At 68.1% G+C, this 14,194-nt stretch carries 11 protein-coding genes and 1 riboswitch; all 11 genes read right to left on the bottom strand.

The window, feature by feature from the left end:
* Nucleotide 1 precedes the first annotated feature (1 nt).
* From ACZ2IA_RS08660 to ACZ2IA_RS08610, 11 genes are read right to left on the bottom strand one after another with little or no spacing between them, the layout of a single operon-like run.
* On the bottom strand, nt 2-775 hold the full coding sequence (locus ACZ2IA_RS08660) for a cobalamin biosynthesis protein (protein ID WP_470292173.1): 774 nt from the start codon (nt 773-775) through the stop codon (nt 2-4).
* The gene (cobM, locus tag ACZ2IA_RS08655; RefSeq protein WP_470292172.1) at nt 772-1,581 is read right to left on the bottom strand and encodes a precorrin-4 C(11)-methyltransferase; all 810 of its coding nucleotides are present in this window, start codon (nt 1,579-1,581) and stop codon (nt 772-774) included. Before cobM ends, ACZ2IA_RS08660 begins: the two co-directional genes overlap by 4 nt.
* Entirely contained in the window at nt 1,578-2,309 is a 732-nt protein-coding gene (cobI, locus tag ACZ2IA_RS08650; RefSeq protein WP_470292171.1) for a precorrin-2 C(20)-methyltransferase, read from the bottom strand. The genes cobM and cobI overlap by 4 nt, the downstream gene beginning before the upstream one ends.
* Nucleotides 2,306-3,442, bottom strand: coding sequence for a cobalt-precorrin-5B (C(1))-methyltransferase CbiD (cbiD, locus tag ACZ2IA_RS08645; RefSeq protein WP_470292170.1), 1,137 nt, complete (start codon nt 3,440-3,442; stop codon nt 2,306-2,308). The genes cobI and cbiD overlap by 4 nt, the downstream gene beginning before the upstream one ends.
* Entirely contained in the window at nt 3,439-5,016 is a 1,578-nt protein-coding gene (locus tag ACZ2IA_RS08640; protein WP_470292169.1) for a precorrin-8X methylmutase, read from the bottom strand. The genes cbiD and ACZ2IA_RS08640 overlap by 4 nt, the downstream gene beginning before the upstream one ends.
* Nucleotides 5,013-5,714, bottom strand: a complete 702-nt coding sequence (locus tag ACZ2IA_RS08635; RefSeq protein ID WP_470292168.1) for a cobalt-precorrin-7 (C(5))-methyltransferase — start codon at nt 5,712-5,714, stop codon at nt 5,013-5,015. The genes ACZ2IA_RS08640 and ACZ2IA_RS08635 overlap by 4 nt, the downstream gene beginning before the upstream one ends.
* Nucleotides 5,711-6,469, bottom strand: coding sequence for a uroporphyrinogen-III C-methyltransferase (cobA, locus tag ACZ2IA_RS08630; RefSeq protein WP_470292167.1), 759 nt, complete (start codon nt 6,467-6,469; stop codon nt 5,711-5,713). The genes ACZ2IA_RS08635 and cobA overlap by 4 nt, the downstream gene beginning before the upstream one ends.
* Nucleotides 6,466-8,400 carry a putative cobaltochelatase gene (locus ACZ2IA_RS08625; RefSeq protein ID WP_470292166.1) on the bottom strand — a complete coding sequence of 645 codons (1,935 nt, stop codon included), beginning with the start codon at nt 8,398-8,400 and terminating at the stop codon, nt 6,466-6,468. The genes cobA and ACZ2IA_RS08625 overlap by 4 nt, the downstream gene beginning before the upstream one ends.
* Nucleotides 8,397-12,506, bottom strand: coding sequence for a cobaltochelatase subunit CobN (locus ACZ2IA_RS08620; RefSeq protein ID WP_470292165.1), 4,110 nt, complete (start codon nt 12,504-12,506; stop codon nt 8,397-8,399). The genes ACZ2IA_RS08625 and ACZ2IA_RS08620 overlap by 4 nt, the downstream gene beginning before the upstream one ends.
* The gene (locus tag ACZ2IA_RS08615; protein ID WP_470292164.1) at nt 12,503-12,832 is read right to left on the bottom strand and encodes a (2Fe-2S) ferredoxin domain-containing protein; all 330 of its coding nucleotides are present in this window, start codon (nt 12,830-12,832) and stop codon (nt 12,503-12,505) included. The genes ACZ2IA_RS08620 and ACZ2IA_RS08615 overlap by 4 nt, the downstream gene beginning before the upstream one ends.
* Complete coding sequence (locus ACZ2IA_RS08610) at nt 12,829-13,896, bottom strand: HoxN/HupN/NixA family nickel/cobalt transporter (RefSeq protein ID WP_470292163.1); 1,068 nt, start codon at nt 13,894-13,896, stop codon at nt 12,829-12,831. Before ACZ2IA_RS08610 ends, ACZ2IA_RS08615 begins: the two co-directional genes overlap by 4 nt.
* 97 nt (nt 13,897-13,993) lie before the next feature.
* A riboswitch (cobalamin riboswitch) is annotated at nt 13,994-14,171 on the bottom strand.
* Between the last annotated feature and the right edge of the window lie 23 nt (nt 14,172-14,194).

Genomic DNA, 14,194 nt, shown 5'->3' with positions numbered 1-14,194 from the left:
ATCATGACGACGGTGCGTCATGCGGGTAATCGGTGGGGTGGTCTTCGACCACGGCGACGGTGACGCCGTCGAGCGCAGTCTTGGGCACGATCAGCCGGCCGCGTGGGCTGGCGATCAGCGCGCAGGGCTCGCACACGCCGGCCACGCCGACGTTCTGCAGCACCCAGTCCGAAGGTTGGTTCAGCCATGCGCGCGCGGCGACGTCGGACTGCGCGATCACCCGTAGGGGCAGCGCGTGGCGCGCGCAGAACGCCAGCAGTCCTTCCTCGTCGGCCTTGATATCGATGGTCGCGACCTCGCGCACTTCGGCCAAGGTCCGGCCGTTCAGCGCGGCCGTTACCGCCAGCTCGATTGCTTCGACCGACTTGCCGCGCCGGCAACCGATGCCGAGCGTCAACGGCTTGAGCGCTTCGGTGGCGGTGGTAACGGCAGGCACCGCGCCGGTGAGCCGGGCGACTTCGTAGGCGAGCGCATTGGCGCCGCCTTCGTGGCCGGACAGCAGCGGGATGGCGAAGCGTGCCGCCTCGTCCAGCACCACCAGCGCCGGGTCGGAGTACTTGCTCGTCGGCAGGCCGTCGAGATAGCGCACCGCGATGCCGCTGGCCATCACCGCCACCCAGCGGCGATGCTGATGGAAGGCGCGGCGGAACTGCTCGCGCGGACTTTCATTGGGCATCAACCAAGGCTGGTACAGTGTCGCGCCCAGCGCTTCGGCCAACCTCTGGCCCAGCGGCAAGGCGTCGGCGCGTACCAGCCAGACGGCGGTCTCGCTCACACCGCGTCCTTCGCCGGCTTGCGCTTGCTCGGACGCGGCGTCTTGCGGTCGGTGCCATCGCGGAAGATGTGGGTGAAGCCGGCCGCGTACAGGCTCGACTCGACCCCGCCCTCGCGCGATAGCGCATGGCCGACCAAGAGCAGCGTGGTCAGCAGCCAGTCCTTCTGCTTCACCTCGCTCATCAAGGAAGCGAGCGTGCTGCGGTGGATGGCCTGGTCGGGCCAGCTCGCGCGGCGCACCAGCGCCACCGGGGTGTCGGCCGGGTAGTGCAGCAGCAGGTCGGCGATGGTCTGCTTCAGGCGCTGGCCGGACAGGAAGATGCACATCGTCGCCTGGTGCTCGGCGAAGCGGGCGATCGATTCGAGCTCGGGCACCGCCGAGGCGCGGCCCGACACGCGGGTCAGGATGATCGACTGCGACACCGCCGGGCGGGTCAGTTCGCTGCCGAGCGCGGCGGCGGCGGCGGTGAACGACGATACGCCGGGCACGATCTCGTACTCGATGCCGAGCGCTTCCAGCCGACGCATCTGCTCGGCGGTGGCGCCGTAGATCGCCGGGTCGCCGGAGTGCAGCCGCACCACGTCCTTGTCGTCGAGCTGGGCGCGGCGGTACAGCGCCTCCTGCTCGCCGAGCGACAGCTCGGCGGTGTCGAAGATTTCCGCGTCGGCGCGGCAGTGCTGCAGCATCTCGGCGGGCACCAGCGAGCCGGCGTACAGCACCATCGGAACGGCGCCGAGCAGGCGGCTGCCGCGCAGCGTGATCAGGTCGGCGGCGCCGGGGCCGGCGCCGATGAAATAGACTTTCATGGGTGACGTTGCTCCCGGGCGGTTTTGCGGATCAGCATGGTGGCGAGGTAGCCGCTGGCGTCCGGGGTGAGGGTGCTGACGTCGTCGCACAGCACCTCGCCGGGCAGGCCGATGCGGCGCGCGAACGCGCAGTGGCGCGCGATGCCTATCTCGCCCAGCAGCCCGAGCACGTCCGGCAGCCGCGCGCCGATCTTCATCAGCACCACGATGTCGTGGCCATCGATGTCGGCGCGTAGCGCGTCCATCTCGTCCGGGCAGGGCAGGATCAATATCCGTTCCTTGCCTTCGCCCAGCGGCCAGGACAGCGCCGATGCGGTGGCGGCGAAGCTGGTGACGCCGGGGAAGGTGGTGTGAGTTAGCATGGGCAGCTTGTCGCGCAAGGCCGCCAGCAAATAGCCGTAGGTCGAATAGGTCATCGAGTCGCCGATGGTCAGGTAGGCGACGTTGCGCCCGGCGCGCAGCTCGGCGGCGACCGCTTCGGCCAACTCGGCGTAGTAGCCGGACAGCACGCTGCGGTCCGGGTCCATCTGAAACTCGACCTCGCGGAATTTATCGTCCGGGATGGCGAGGCCGGCCAGGCACTGGCGCGCGATCGATACTTCGCTCGAACGCGCGCGCGGCAGGTAGATCAGGTCGGCCTGTTGCAGTGCGGCCAGCGCGGCGACCGGGATCAGCCCGGCCGGGCCGGGGCCGACGCCGACGCCGGTGAAATGCCCGAGCGCGCTCATGCGGCTTCTCCCAGGGGGGTGCCGTCCATGCTGAACAGCCGCACCGCCACGCGGTCGACGCGCGGCACCTTCGGCTGCATCAGCGCGGCGACGCGCCGTTCGATGTCGATCCAGAACGCTTGCGCGCCCGGCTCGTCTCGCAAAATCTGTACAACGTTTTCCACGGTATTGGCTTTCTCTATCTGTTCCACGAGGCAGGCTTCAAAGCCGAGCTCGGCGGCGACGGCCGCGACACCTTGCATCGCCATGCCGCTCTTGCTCGAATGGGTGTCCCACACGCCGTCTAGCAGCTTGGCGATCTTGCCGGGGTGGCCCAGCACCCACAGCGTGCCGAGCCGCGCCTGTTGTTCTTCCAGCGTCGCCTGCGTGTAGTCGAGCGACGCGCCGACGAAGTTGGCGATCTGCACCACTTCCTTCTTCACCAGGCCCAGCGTGTCGGCTGCAAAACCGCGGCCGATCTTGCCGGGGGTGAAGGCGATGGCGTCGGGGCGTTCACCCAGCGCCACGCGGATATACACCTCGATCGACGCCATCCAGGCTGCCAGCGACATCGGCTCGACGATGCCGCTGGTGCCGAGTATCGAGATGCCGCCGACGATGCCGAGCATCGGGTTGAAGGTGCGTTTGGCAATCTTCTCGCCGTCGACGCAGCCGACCGCGAGGTCAAAGCCAGGGTTGGCCGAACCGTTCAGCACCTCGTCCACCGCCCACTGCATCATCTGGCGCGGCACCGGGTTGATCGCCGGTTCCCCGACCGGCACGCGCAGACCCGGCTGCGTGACCATGCCGACACCCTCGGCGGCGAGAAATCGCACCGCGCCGCTGTGGTTGACCGCCACCTCGGCGAAGATCGTCGCGCCGTCGGTGTTGTCCGGGTCGTCGCCGCCGTACTTGAGCACCTCGGCACGCACTGCGCCGTTGGCCAGCCGCTCGACCTTTTCCACCGGCACCACCAGGTAGTAGTCCGGGTCCGGCAGGCTCACCTCGACTTCATGAGCACGCTGATCGCGCAGCAGCATCAGCAGCGCCGCCTTTACCGCCGCCGTCGCACAGCTGCCGGTGGTGCGGCCGCGCCGCAGGCCGTTCGGGGCCGGCGTGGCGAGATCAAAAGGGCGGCGCGCCGGCTCGCTCATGGCTGTTGTTGCTGTTCCTGGGTTTGGCGATACACCTGGTCGATCGCGGCGATCATCAGCGCGTTGATCGCCGACGCCGCCCACGGTGAACCGCCGCGCGTGCCGCGGTTGGTGATGCGCGGCACCTGCATCAGCCGGCGCAGCTCGTCCTTGCACTCGCGGGTGCCGACGAAGCCGACCGGCAGGCCGACCACCAGCTGCGGGCGCCAGCCGTGCTCGCGCACTAGCCGCACTACCTCCATGATCGCGGTCGGCGCGTCGCCGATCGCCACCACCACGTCGTTGCCGAACTTCTGCCAGGCGCGGCGGATGCCGGCGGCCGAGCGGGTGATGCCATGCGCTTCGGCCAGCAGGTGCGTCTCCTTGTCGTGCACGCCGCACCAGGTTTCCACCCCCAGCTGTTCCAGCACCGCGCGCTTGAGGCCGGTCTGCACCATGGTGACGTCGGCGACGATGCGGCGGCAGCGCAGCAGCGCGCGAATGCCGGTGTCGACCGAGCCGGGCGAGAAGTAGAGGTCGTCGACGATGTCGAAGTCGCCGCTGGTATGCACCAGGCGTTTGAGCACGATCTGGTGGTCTGCCGGCACTTCGGACCAGTCGCGGCCCTCGTCGATGATGCGCATGCTTTCGGCTTCGATCGGGTGCGGCACATAGGGCGGCCAGCTGTCGATCGGCGCCGGTGCGGCATCGGTGCGGCCGAGCAGCCCGCGCACCAGGCCGTGGTGGCCTTGCTGCGGGGTGCCGACTTGTTCCTCGAAGCCGACGATTTGCACCCGGTACTTGCACAGCGCGCAGTTCATTGCGGCGCGGCCCTCGACGCCCTCGCGGGCGCGTTCAAGGAACACGTCGGCGACGTGCGGGTGAACGCCTAAGTAAGGCGCCGGCAGCACTTCGATCTCGGGGTGGCGCGCGGCCAGGTCGTCGACCGCGCTGTAGATGCGCTTGACCAGTACGCCGTCGAACAGGAAATAGGGCAGCACCACGATGCGCTTGTGGCCCAAGAGCGCGGCGGCCTTCAGGCCGTCGGCGACCAGCGGCTTGGCGGTGCCGGAATAGCAGACGAAGGAGGTGCCGAAGCCCATGCCTTCTTCCAGCATCCGCGTCAGCTTCGAGATCTCCGAGTTGGCGTCCGGGTCCGAGGTGCCGCGCCCGACCACGACGAGACAGGTGTCGGCGCGGGAGACGGTGTGGTTTGAGCGCGCTTCGGCTTCGACCAGACGCTGGCGGCACAGCTCCAGCAGCTTCGGATGCAGGTCCATCGCCGCGCCGAAGTGGAATGCAGTGCCGGGGTGGGCGCGCTGCAGCGCCAGCAGCTCGCTCGGCATGTCGTTCTTGGCGTGGGTGGCGGCGAGCAGCACGCCCGGCACCATCACCACTTTCTTCGCGCCGTCTGCGATCACCGCATCGACCGCCTCATCGATGGTCGGCGTGGCGAATTCTAGGAAACCGTGCTCGACGCGGCGGCCGCCGGCGCGCTCGCGCAACAGCTCGACCAGCGCCATGAATTCGTTGACCCCGTCCGGGTCGCGGCTGCCGTGGCCGGCCAGCACGATGGCGTAATCGTTGGTACTCATTTGTGGCTCGGCTCGATCTGGCTGTCCATCGGAGTGAGGGTGCGGATCAGCATGATGCTCATGTCGGAGAAGCGCTGGTCGGCGCATTCGGCCAAGGTGCCATGCCACTCGGCGTCGCCACGGGTGAGGTTTTCCCATACCTCGACGCGGTGTTCGGCTGGGATGCCGTTTTCCAGCAGGTAGGCGGCGATGTGCCAGGGCATGAACGAACGCGCCTCGTCCCACGGGCAGGGGATCACGATGGCGTTGCGCTGATCCTGCAGCACGTGCACCAGGTGGCGCTTGAACGGGGTCAGGTCGCCGCGGCGGTGGAAGGTGACGAAGGTGGTCTCGTCGAAGCACACCTTGGCGCGCGAGGCCAGGATTTGCGCCGAGGAGATGCCTGGAATGGTGTCCACCGGGTGGCCGCAGGCGCGCTCGACGCGCTCCAGGTACTGGAAGCCGCTGAAGTGGATGTCACCCATGAACACCACCACGCACTTCTTGCCGGCGTGGTGCAGGCGGGCGACCTCGTCGAGCTGGGCGACCTGGTCGCGGTAACCCATCAGCACCACCTGGGCGGTGTCGGGGATCAGCGGGCGCACCACGTCGATCACCGCGTCGAAGCCGGCGACCACATCGGCGTCGCGGATCAGTTGCGCCGAGCGTTGCGGCAGGTAGCCGATGTCGCCGGGGCCGGCGCCGATACAGACAATCATGCGAATTCCTTTTCGATGGAGTGGGCGCGGGCCGGCAGGCGGGCGAGGCCGACGGTCGGGCCGATCACCAGCAGCGCCGGGCTGCCGAGACCGGCCGCGGCGACGTCATCGGCGAGGTTCGCCAGCGTGCTGAGCACCTCGCGCTGCTCGGGGCGGGTGCCGTACTGGATCGCCGCCGCCGGGGTGTCGGCAGGCAGGCCCTGTTGCAATTGTTCGGTAATGGTGGCGAGCCGGCCCAGGCCCATGTAGATCACCAGGGTCATGCCGCTCTTGGCCAGCCGCGCCCAGTCGGGCTCGTCGCCCTGGTGGGTGTGGCCGGATACGAAGGTGACGCCGTGCACGTGGTCGCGATGGGTGAGCGGAATGCCCAGCGTGGCCGGCACCGCGAGGCCGGCGGTGATGCCGTTGATCACCTCCACCTCGATGCCCGCGGCGAGCAGCGTCTGCATTTCCTCGCCGCCGCGGCCGAACACGAAGGGATCGCCGCCCTTGATGCGGGCGACGCAGCGACCGGCCTGCGCTTCGGCCAATAGGCGCGCCTCGATGTCGGCCTGGGCCGCCGACGCACAGCCGCCGCGCTTGCCGACGTGCACCACCTCGGCCTCGTCCGGCACGAACTGCAGCACCTCGGGGTTGGCCAGATCGTCGATCAGCACCACGTCGGCGAGGCCGAGGCGGCGCACCGCCTTCAGCGTCAACAGTTCCACGTCGCCGGGGCCGGCGCCGATCAGGTATACCTTGCCGTGGCGTTTCATCGCGGCAGTCTTTCTTTAATGGTCAGTGACAGTTGCTCGCCGCTGAGCTGTTCCAGCGGCAGGTAGTCGGCCTGCAGCGCCTGGGCGAGTTCGCGGGCACGGCCCAGGCGCACGAAGTCCTGTTCGGTGTCGAGCACCAGCGCCGGCGTGCCAAGCCCGGCCAGGCTTTCGGCCAAGCTCAGCGACTCTCGCCACGGGTCGGCGCTGTCGGAAAGCCCGATATTGGCGCGCCCGTCGCTGAGTACCACCAGCAGCGGCGTCAGCGCGTCCTGCTGGGCCAGCGTCTGGGCGGCCAGCTGCAGCGCGTGGGACAGCGGGGTGCGACCGCCGGTGGGCAGCTCGGCGAGCGCGCGCTCGGCCTGCTCGACCTGGCGGGTCGGCGGCAGCACCAGCTCGGCGCGCTCGCCGCGGAAAGCGATCACCGCCACCTGGTCGCGGCGCTGGTAGGCGTCCTGCAAGAGGCCGAGCACGCAGGACTTCACCGTCTCCATGCGGCGGCGCGCCGCCATCGAGCCGGAGGCGTCCACCACTAGCAGGATCAGGTTGGCTTGTTTGCCGACGCGCACCTTCTCGTGCAGGTCGGCGCGGGTGACGCCGAACTCGCCAGGGTTGCGCAGCAGCGCGTGGCGCAAGGTGGCGTCCACCGCCAGCTGGCTCGGCGCGTCGCTCTGCACTGCGCCGACGTAGTGGCCGCGCCGCGTGCCGAGCACGCTGCTGCGCCGGCCGCTGGCCTCGTGCGCGGTGAGCGCCGTCACCTCGATGCGGCCAAGCTCGGCGGCCGGACCGGCGGCGAACAGTTGTTCGGGCGCGTTGCCCGGCTGTTCGTCGCCGTCGGGGTCGGTATCGGTAGGCTCGGATTCGCCGGGTTCGCGATCAGTATTCCCATCGCCGGACTCGGTATCGTTCTGGGATGGCGGCGGCGGGGACGCCTGGCGGGTCAGCTCGTCGAGCTTGTCGCGGTCGAGACCGGGCTGCTCGAACGGCTTCTTGCGGCGCCGGTGCGGCAGCACCAGCTCGGCCGCGTCGCGCACGTCCTCGGCCGTCACCTCGCCTCGGCCGGCCAGCGCCGCGATGGCGCGCGCCGCCTTGTGCATCACGATGTCGGCGCGCAGGCTCGCCACCTCGAATTCGCAGCACAGCTGGCTGATGAAGGTGAGTAGCGAGTCGGGCAGGGCGACGGCGGCGATGTTCTGTTGGGCGGCGCGGATCGTCGCGCGCAGCGCGTCGGTGTCGGCCTGCCAGGCGGCGGCGAAGCCGGCCGGGTCGGCCTCGAACGCCAGGCGGCGGCGTACCACCTCGGTGCGCACGGCCGGGTCGCGCGGCGCGGTCACTTCCACCATCAGGCCGAAGCGGTCGAGCAACTGCGGACGCAGCTCGCCTTCCTCCAGGTTCATCGTGCCGAGCAGGGTGATGCGTGCCGGGTGGCTGATTGCCAAGCCCTCGCGCTCTACCGTGTTGCGGCCCATCGCCGACACGTCGAGCAGCACGTCCACCAGGTGGTCGGCCAACAGGTTGACCTCGTCGATGTACAGGAGGCCGCGGTGCGCGGCGGCGAGCAGGCCCGGCTGGAACGCCTTCTTGCCGTCCTTCAGCGCACGCTCGAAGTCGAGGCTGCCGAGCACGCGGTCCTCTGTGGCGCCCAGCGGCAGGTTGATGAACGGTACGGGGGCGCTCCGGTGGTCGGCGCTGTCGTTCTGGCAGGCGTCGCATTCGGAGAGCGGCGCGTCCGGCGCGCAGTTGAAGGTGCAGCCGGCCACGCGGGTGATCGGCGGCAGCACGTCGGTCAGGCCGCGCGCGGCGGTGCTCTTGGCGGTGCCTTTGTCGCCGCGGATCAGCACGCCGCCCAGCGTCGGGTCGATCGCACACAGCAGCAGCGCGCGCTTCAGTTGTTCCTGGCCGACGATCGCGGCGAAGGGGTAGTGGTGTCTCATCGTTTCGGGTTCTCTGCGCGCGCTTCCAGCATCGCTTCGCTCTTCAGGTGCAGTTCCTTCAGCGCGTTCAGGGTCTCGGGCTTGGGGGCTTCCCACAGCTGTCGCTGCGCGGCCTCCAATAATCTTTCGGTGATCGCGCCGAGCGCCCACGGGTTGCTCTCGGCGAAGAAGGCCTGCATCGCCGGGTCGAAGGCGTAGGTTTCGGCCAATTGCTCGTACACCCAGTCGTCCACCACGTGGGCGGTGGCGTCGTAGCCGAACAGGTAGTCGACGGTGGCGGTCAGCTCCAGCCCGCCCTTGTAGCCGTGCTTCTGGATGCCGGCGATCCATTTCGGGTTGGCGACGCGCGAGCGGAACACGCGCAGCACTTCCTCCTTCAGGCCGCGCACCGCCGGGTTGTCCGGGTTGTGGCTGTCGCCGAAGTAGTGGCGCGGCTGGCGGCCGGTCAGGCTGCGGATGGTGGCGATCATCCCGCCGTGGTATTGCAGATAGTCGTCGCTGTCGAAGATGTCGTGCTCGCGGTTGTCCTGGTTGTGCAGCGCCACCTCGACCCCGGACAGGCGGTGGCGGAAGTCCGCGCGGGCATCGGTGCCGTTGTCGCGCCGGCCGTAGGCGTAGCCGCCCCAGTTGACGTAGGCGGTGGCGAAGTCGGCATCGTCCTGCCAGTTCTGCTCGTTGATCAGCGGCAGGATGCCGGCGCCGTAAGTGCCCGGCTTGGAGCCGAACACCCGATACAGCGCGCGTTGTTCGGCGGTCTCGGCCGGCAGTTGGCCGAACAGCTGGTCCTTCAGGTCGGCCAAGTAGTGCTTGCGCACATAGTTCTGCTCCACCGGCTCGTCGAGCCGCGCCACCGTGTGCACCGCCTCGTCGACCAGGTGGATCAGATGCGGGAAAGCGTCGCGGAAGAAGCCGCTGATGCGCACCGTCACATCGATGCGCGGGCGGCCGAGTTCGGCGAGCGGAATCACCTCGATGCCGGAAACGCGGCGGCTCTCGGCCTGCCAGCGCGGTCGCACCCCGAGCAGCGCCAGGATCTGCGCGATGTCGTCGCCATGGGTGCGCATCGCGCTGGTGCCCCATACGCTGATGCTGACCGATTCCGGCTCGTGCCCGGTTTCCTTGCGGTGACGGTTGATCACCTCGTTGGCCAGTTCGGTGCCGATGCGCCAGGCCGCCTGGGAGGGCAGGCTGCGCGGGTCGACCGAGTAGAAGTTGCGCCCGGTCGGCAGCACGTGTGCCATGCCGCGGGTCGGCGCGCCGCTCGGGCCGGCCGGCACGTAGCCGCCGGCAAGGCCGCGCAGCAGGTTGTCGATTTCTTCTGTGGTGCGCGCGAGATTGGGCACCAGCTCGCGGCAGACGAAGGCGAGGGTGCGCTTGACCGTGTCAGCGTTAAGGTCAGGCAGCCGCTGCGCCAGCGCCGTGTCGAGCGCGGTCGCAGCGAAACCCTGTTCGGCCAACCCTGCGACCAGCCGGCGGCCCAGCGCGGCGATTTCGTCGATCGCGTCGGCGCGGGTGATGAGCGGCTTGGACGCGAGCCGCTGCAAGGCCGCCGGCACGCTGTCCAGCCGCTTGCCCTTGTCGGTCATGAGCATATCCAGGTCCACGCCCAGCGCTTCGGCCACGCCGGCCGGCAGGCCGGGCACGGCGAGGTTGGGCAGACGCACCAGCGCGCAGACCATGTCGATCAGCGCCTCGTCCTGCGGCACCTTGCCCAGCACGTGCAGGCCGTCGCGGATCTGCGCCGCGCCCAGTTCGCACAGATAGCCGTCGATGTCCTCGATCAGGTGGGCGACGTCGACGCCTTCCATCTTGGCCAGCGTCAGCGGTACGCCGTCCTCGTTCAGTGTGTCGTCCCACTCGTGCGCGTGATCGTGGTCGTGATGGTGGTGGTGATCGTGCCCGTGATGGCCGTGTTCACCGTGGTGGTGATGGCCATGGTGGTCGTGCGGCTTGGCCGGGCTCAGCCGGTACTTGCTGGCCCCGGCGGCGGCCGGCTGGGCCGGCGCCACGGCGGCTTTGGCGGGCTGCAGGCGGTATTTACCGTTCGCCACCGGTGCAGGCTCCGGGTGGGCATGTGCATGATCGTGGCCGTGCGCATGATCGTGGTTATGGTCGTGATCGTGATCGTGATCGTGCCCCAGCATCGCCGCCAGGTCGGTATCGAGCCTGGCTTCCTTGATCAGGTCCCAGATCTGCTGCTGCAGCAGCGGCAGCTTGGCCGGGTCCAGCATCTCAACCTGGTAGTACTCGTCGACCAGCTGGGTCAGCTGTGCCAGCGGCCCGTAGGTGTCGGCGGTGGTCATCGGCGGGGTCAGGTGGTCGATCACCACCGAGTGCGCGCGCCGCTTGGCCTGCGAACCCTCGCCCGGGTCGTTCAGGATAAACGGGTAAAACATCGGCATGTCGCCGAGCAGCGCATCCGGGAAGCACAGTTCCGACACTCCGACGCCCTTGCCCGGCAGCCATTCCAACGTGCCGTGCTTGCCGACGTGGACGATCGCGTCGGCCTGCCAGTCATCGCGCAGCCAGCAATAGAGCGCGTAGTAGTGGTGGGTCGGCGGCAGGTCCGGCGTGTGGTAGATCGCGTCCGGGTCCATGCCGTAGCCGCGTGGTGGCTGCAGCGCGACGAAGGCGTTGCCGTATTCGAGGCCGGCGAACACCAGTTGGTCCTGGTGTACATAGGCCGTGCCCGGCGCGGCCCCCCAGCGCTCGTGCATTTTCTCTTGCAGCACTTGCGGCAGTTGGCCGAACCACTCGGCGTAGCGCGCGGCCGGCACGCTGGCGACGGCACGACTGAGCTGGTCGGCGGTGAGGTAGTCCTCGTCGTAGGCGCCGCGGTCGATCAGCTCGTGGATCAGCGCATCGCTCGATTCGGGCAGGCCGGGGATGTGGTAGCCCTGCGTCTGCATCGCATGCAGCAGCGCGAACAGCGAGGCGGGCGAGTCGAGACCGACCGCGTTGCCGATCTGCGAGGCCTTGCTATTGGAGTTGGTGAAGATGAAAGCGATGCGCTTGTCCGCCGCCGGGATGCGGCGCAGCCGAACCTGGCGCGCGGCGATGCCGGCGATGCGGCGCACCCGGTCGGGCAGCGGCGCATAGTCGGTCTCGTCCTGCTCGTGTTTGAACGACATCGGCACGCTGACGATGCGGCCGTCGAACTCGGGCAGCGCCACGTTCATCGCGGTGTCGAGCGGGTTGAGGCCGCGCTCGGACGCTTCCCACTGCGCCTGGGTCATGCTGCTGGTGATCGCCTGGATCACCGGAAGGTCCAGTCGCTCGAACGCCGCCACCGACCAGCCCGCCGCGGTGGGGCCGTCGGCGTTCACATCGCCCATCGCGAACGAGGTGGTGTTGATCAGCGCGTCGATGCGGCAGGCATCGCCGTCGACGAAGAAGTCCAACGCAGCCGGCAGGCCCGAGTCGGCCAGTGTGCGCAGCGAGGCGGTGTACACCGGCAGGGCGTTGAGCCGCCGTTCGGCCAACATGTCGACCAGCATGTCGATGAAGCGGGTGTTGCCGCTGACCCAGTGTGCCCGATAGAAGGTGATGCCGACGGTCGGCCAATCCGAATTGCGGATCTGTGCCCAGTCGTCCAGCGTGGCGAGGCCCGATAGTTCCGGGTGGTAGATGCCGTGTTCGGGCAGCGCAGCGGGCGGTTGGTAGCCGAAGCCGGTCATCAGCAGCCGGTCGGACAGGCAGCGCAGCAGTTGCGCCATATTGGCGGTGCCGCCGGCCTGCAGGTAGGCGGTCACCTCGTGCTGCAGTGCCGGCGGAACGGTCGACAGCGCAGCCAGCTCCGGGTCGGGCTCGCCGGTGCCGCTGACCACGATCAGCGAGCGGCCGTGCGCCTGTGCGTCCTTGCGCAGCGCTTCGAAGCCGGGGATGGCGTTGGTGCGGCCCAGCACCCGCACGATCACGATGCGCGCGTGGGCGACGGTCTCGCCGAGCAGGGCGATCATGCGCTCCGCGCTGTCCACCGCCTGCAGATTGACGCCGTCGACCGGACCGAAGCCGTCGGGCAGCGCGGTGCGGGCGCGGGAGAGCGCGGTCAGGTCGGTGCCGGCGTGGCTGAGCAGTACGATGCCGCCGTGGAGGGAGTCGCTCATGCCGGGGTGTCCTCGTCGACGTCGCCTAGACCTAAGCGGTGGAAGATCAGCGGTTCGACCGGGCAGTCGCCGGCCAGGTGTTCGGTGACGATGCGGCCGATCGCGGCGGCGTCGACCTTGCGGTACCAGACCCCTTCGGGGTAGACCGCGATGATCGGCCCCTCTTTGCATACGGCGAAACAGTGGGTGCGGGTGCGCTTCACGCGCAGCCCCTCACAGGCGTCGATCGTCTGGCCGAGGACCTTGAACATTTCCTCGGCCTCGGCGCCGTTTTCGGTGCAGCGCGGCCCGGTGCACATCAGCACGTGCTTATAGTGGGTTCTCATTGACCGTCCTGGGTATTGCCGTAGCGCAGGTCATAGCCGCGCCATTTGTAGATACCGGCCGATACGGCCCAACTCAGGATGAACACGCCGATTACCATGTAACCGAAATTGGCCAAACCATCGTTCAACGAGGACACCGTGTCCCAGAACACGCCGGTCAATTTCAATTGGTTCGCCAGCAGTCCAAGCGCCTCGAGGCCGCCGATTAGGAAGGCGACCAGCACCGACACCATGGTGATGGTCAGGTTGTACCAAATCTTGCGTACCGGATTGACGTAGGCCCAGCCATAGGCGCCGACCATCAGCATGCTGTCGAGCGTGTCGACCAGCGCCATGCCCGCGGTGAACAGCACCGGAAACACCAGAATCGTCCAGAGCGACGCGCCCTGCGAGGCGTGCGTGGCCGAAACGGAGAAAAGGCCGATTTCGGTCGCGGTGTCGAAACCGAGGCCGAACAGAAAGCCAACTGGAAACATGTGCCAGCTTTTCGTCACCATACGGAACAAGGGGCGGAACAAGTGGGCCAGAAACCCTTGTCCTGCCAGCAGCATATCCATTTCTTCTTCGCTGACCGATTCCCCCTGTTTGACCCGCTGAAAGTTTCTCCAGACCCCCCGCAAAATCATCAGGTTGGTGACGGCGATCGTGAGCAGGAAAAAGGCCGAGATGCCGGTGGAAATGAGGCCGCCGACGGCCTTGAAGGCGTCGATCCGGTTTGCCAGCGCCGACGTGGTCGCGGCAATGGCGACCACGGCAAGCACGATCAGCGTTGAATGGCCGATGGAAAAAAAGAAGCCGACCGATAGAGGGCGCTTTCCTTCCTGCATCAGTTTACGCACGACGTTGTCGATCGCGGCAATGTGATCCGCATCGACCGCATGGCGCAGGCCGAATAGGTAGGCGAGCAGCGCGGTACCCAGCAGCGCCGGATGGTTGGCAAAGGCGGTCAGCGCCCAGGTCCAGGCGAGGACATTGACGACGATCAGCAGCAGAAGCAGGCTGGCCGTAGCACGATGCTGTGCGAAGTGTCGTGCGATGGAATTGCGCGGAAGCGGCGATGCCATGGATGTGTCCTTAGATCAGGTACATCGCCGCGAGCGAGGACAAGACGGCTAGGCCGTTTGTTGTTATCCCCCGGTACACCCCGCCCGGTTTCAACCCACGTCGACAGTGATGATGGCCGGTCTCCTGGCTCGTGCGTCATCACCTTGCGTCGCCTTCCCGGAAGAATCCGGTGGCTTTGTGACGCAGGCTCGTCACTTACAGTTGCGGGGGCAGCCGCGGCATCGTACCGCGTTCCCGTTTCACCCCGAAGGGCACCATCATTAGCTGGGCCGGATGATACGTGATGGCCGCTGGCTT

The sequence above is a fragment of the Crenobacter sp. CS_VA4 genome, from assembly GCF_055597485.1.
This window is presented reverse-complemented; position numbering and strand designations above follow the sequence as displayed.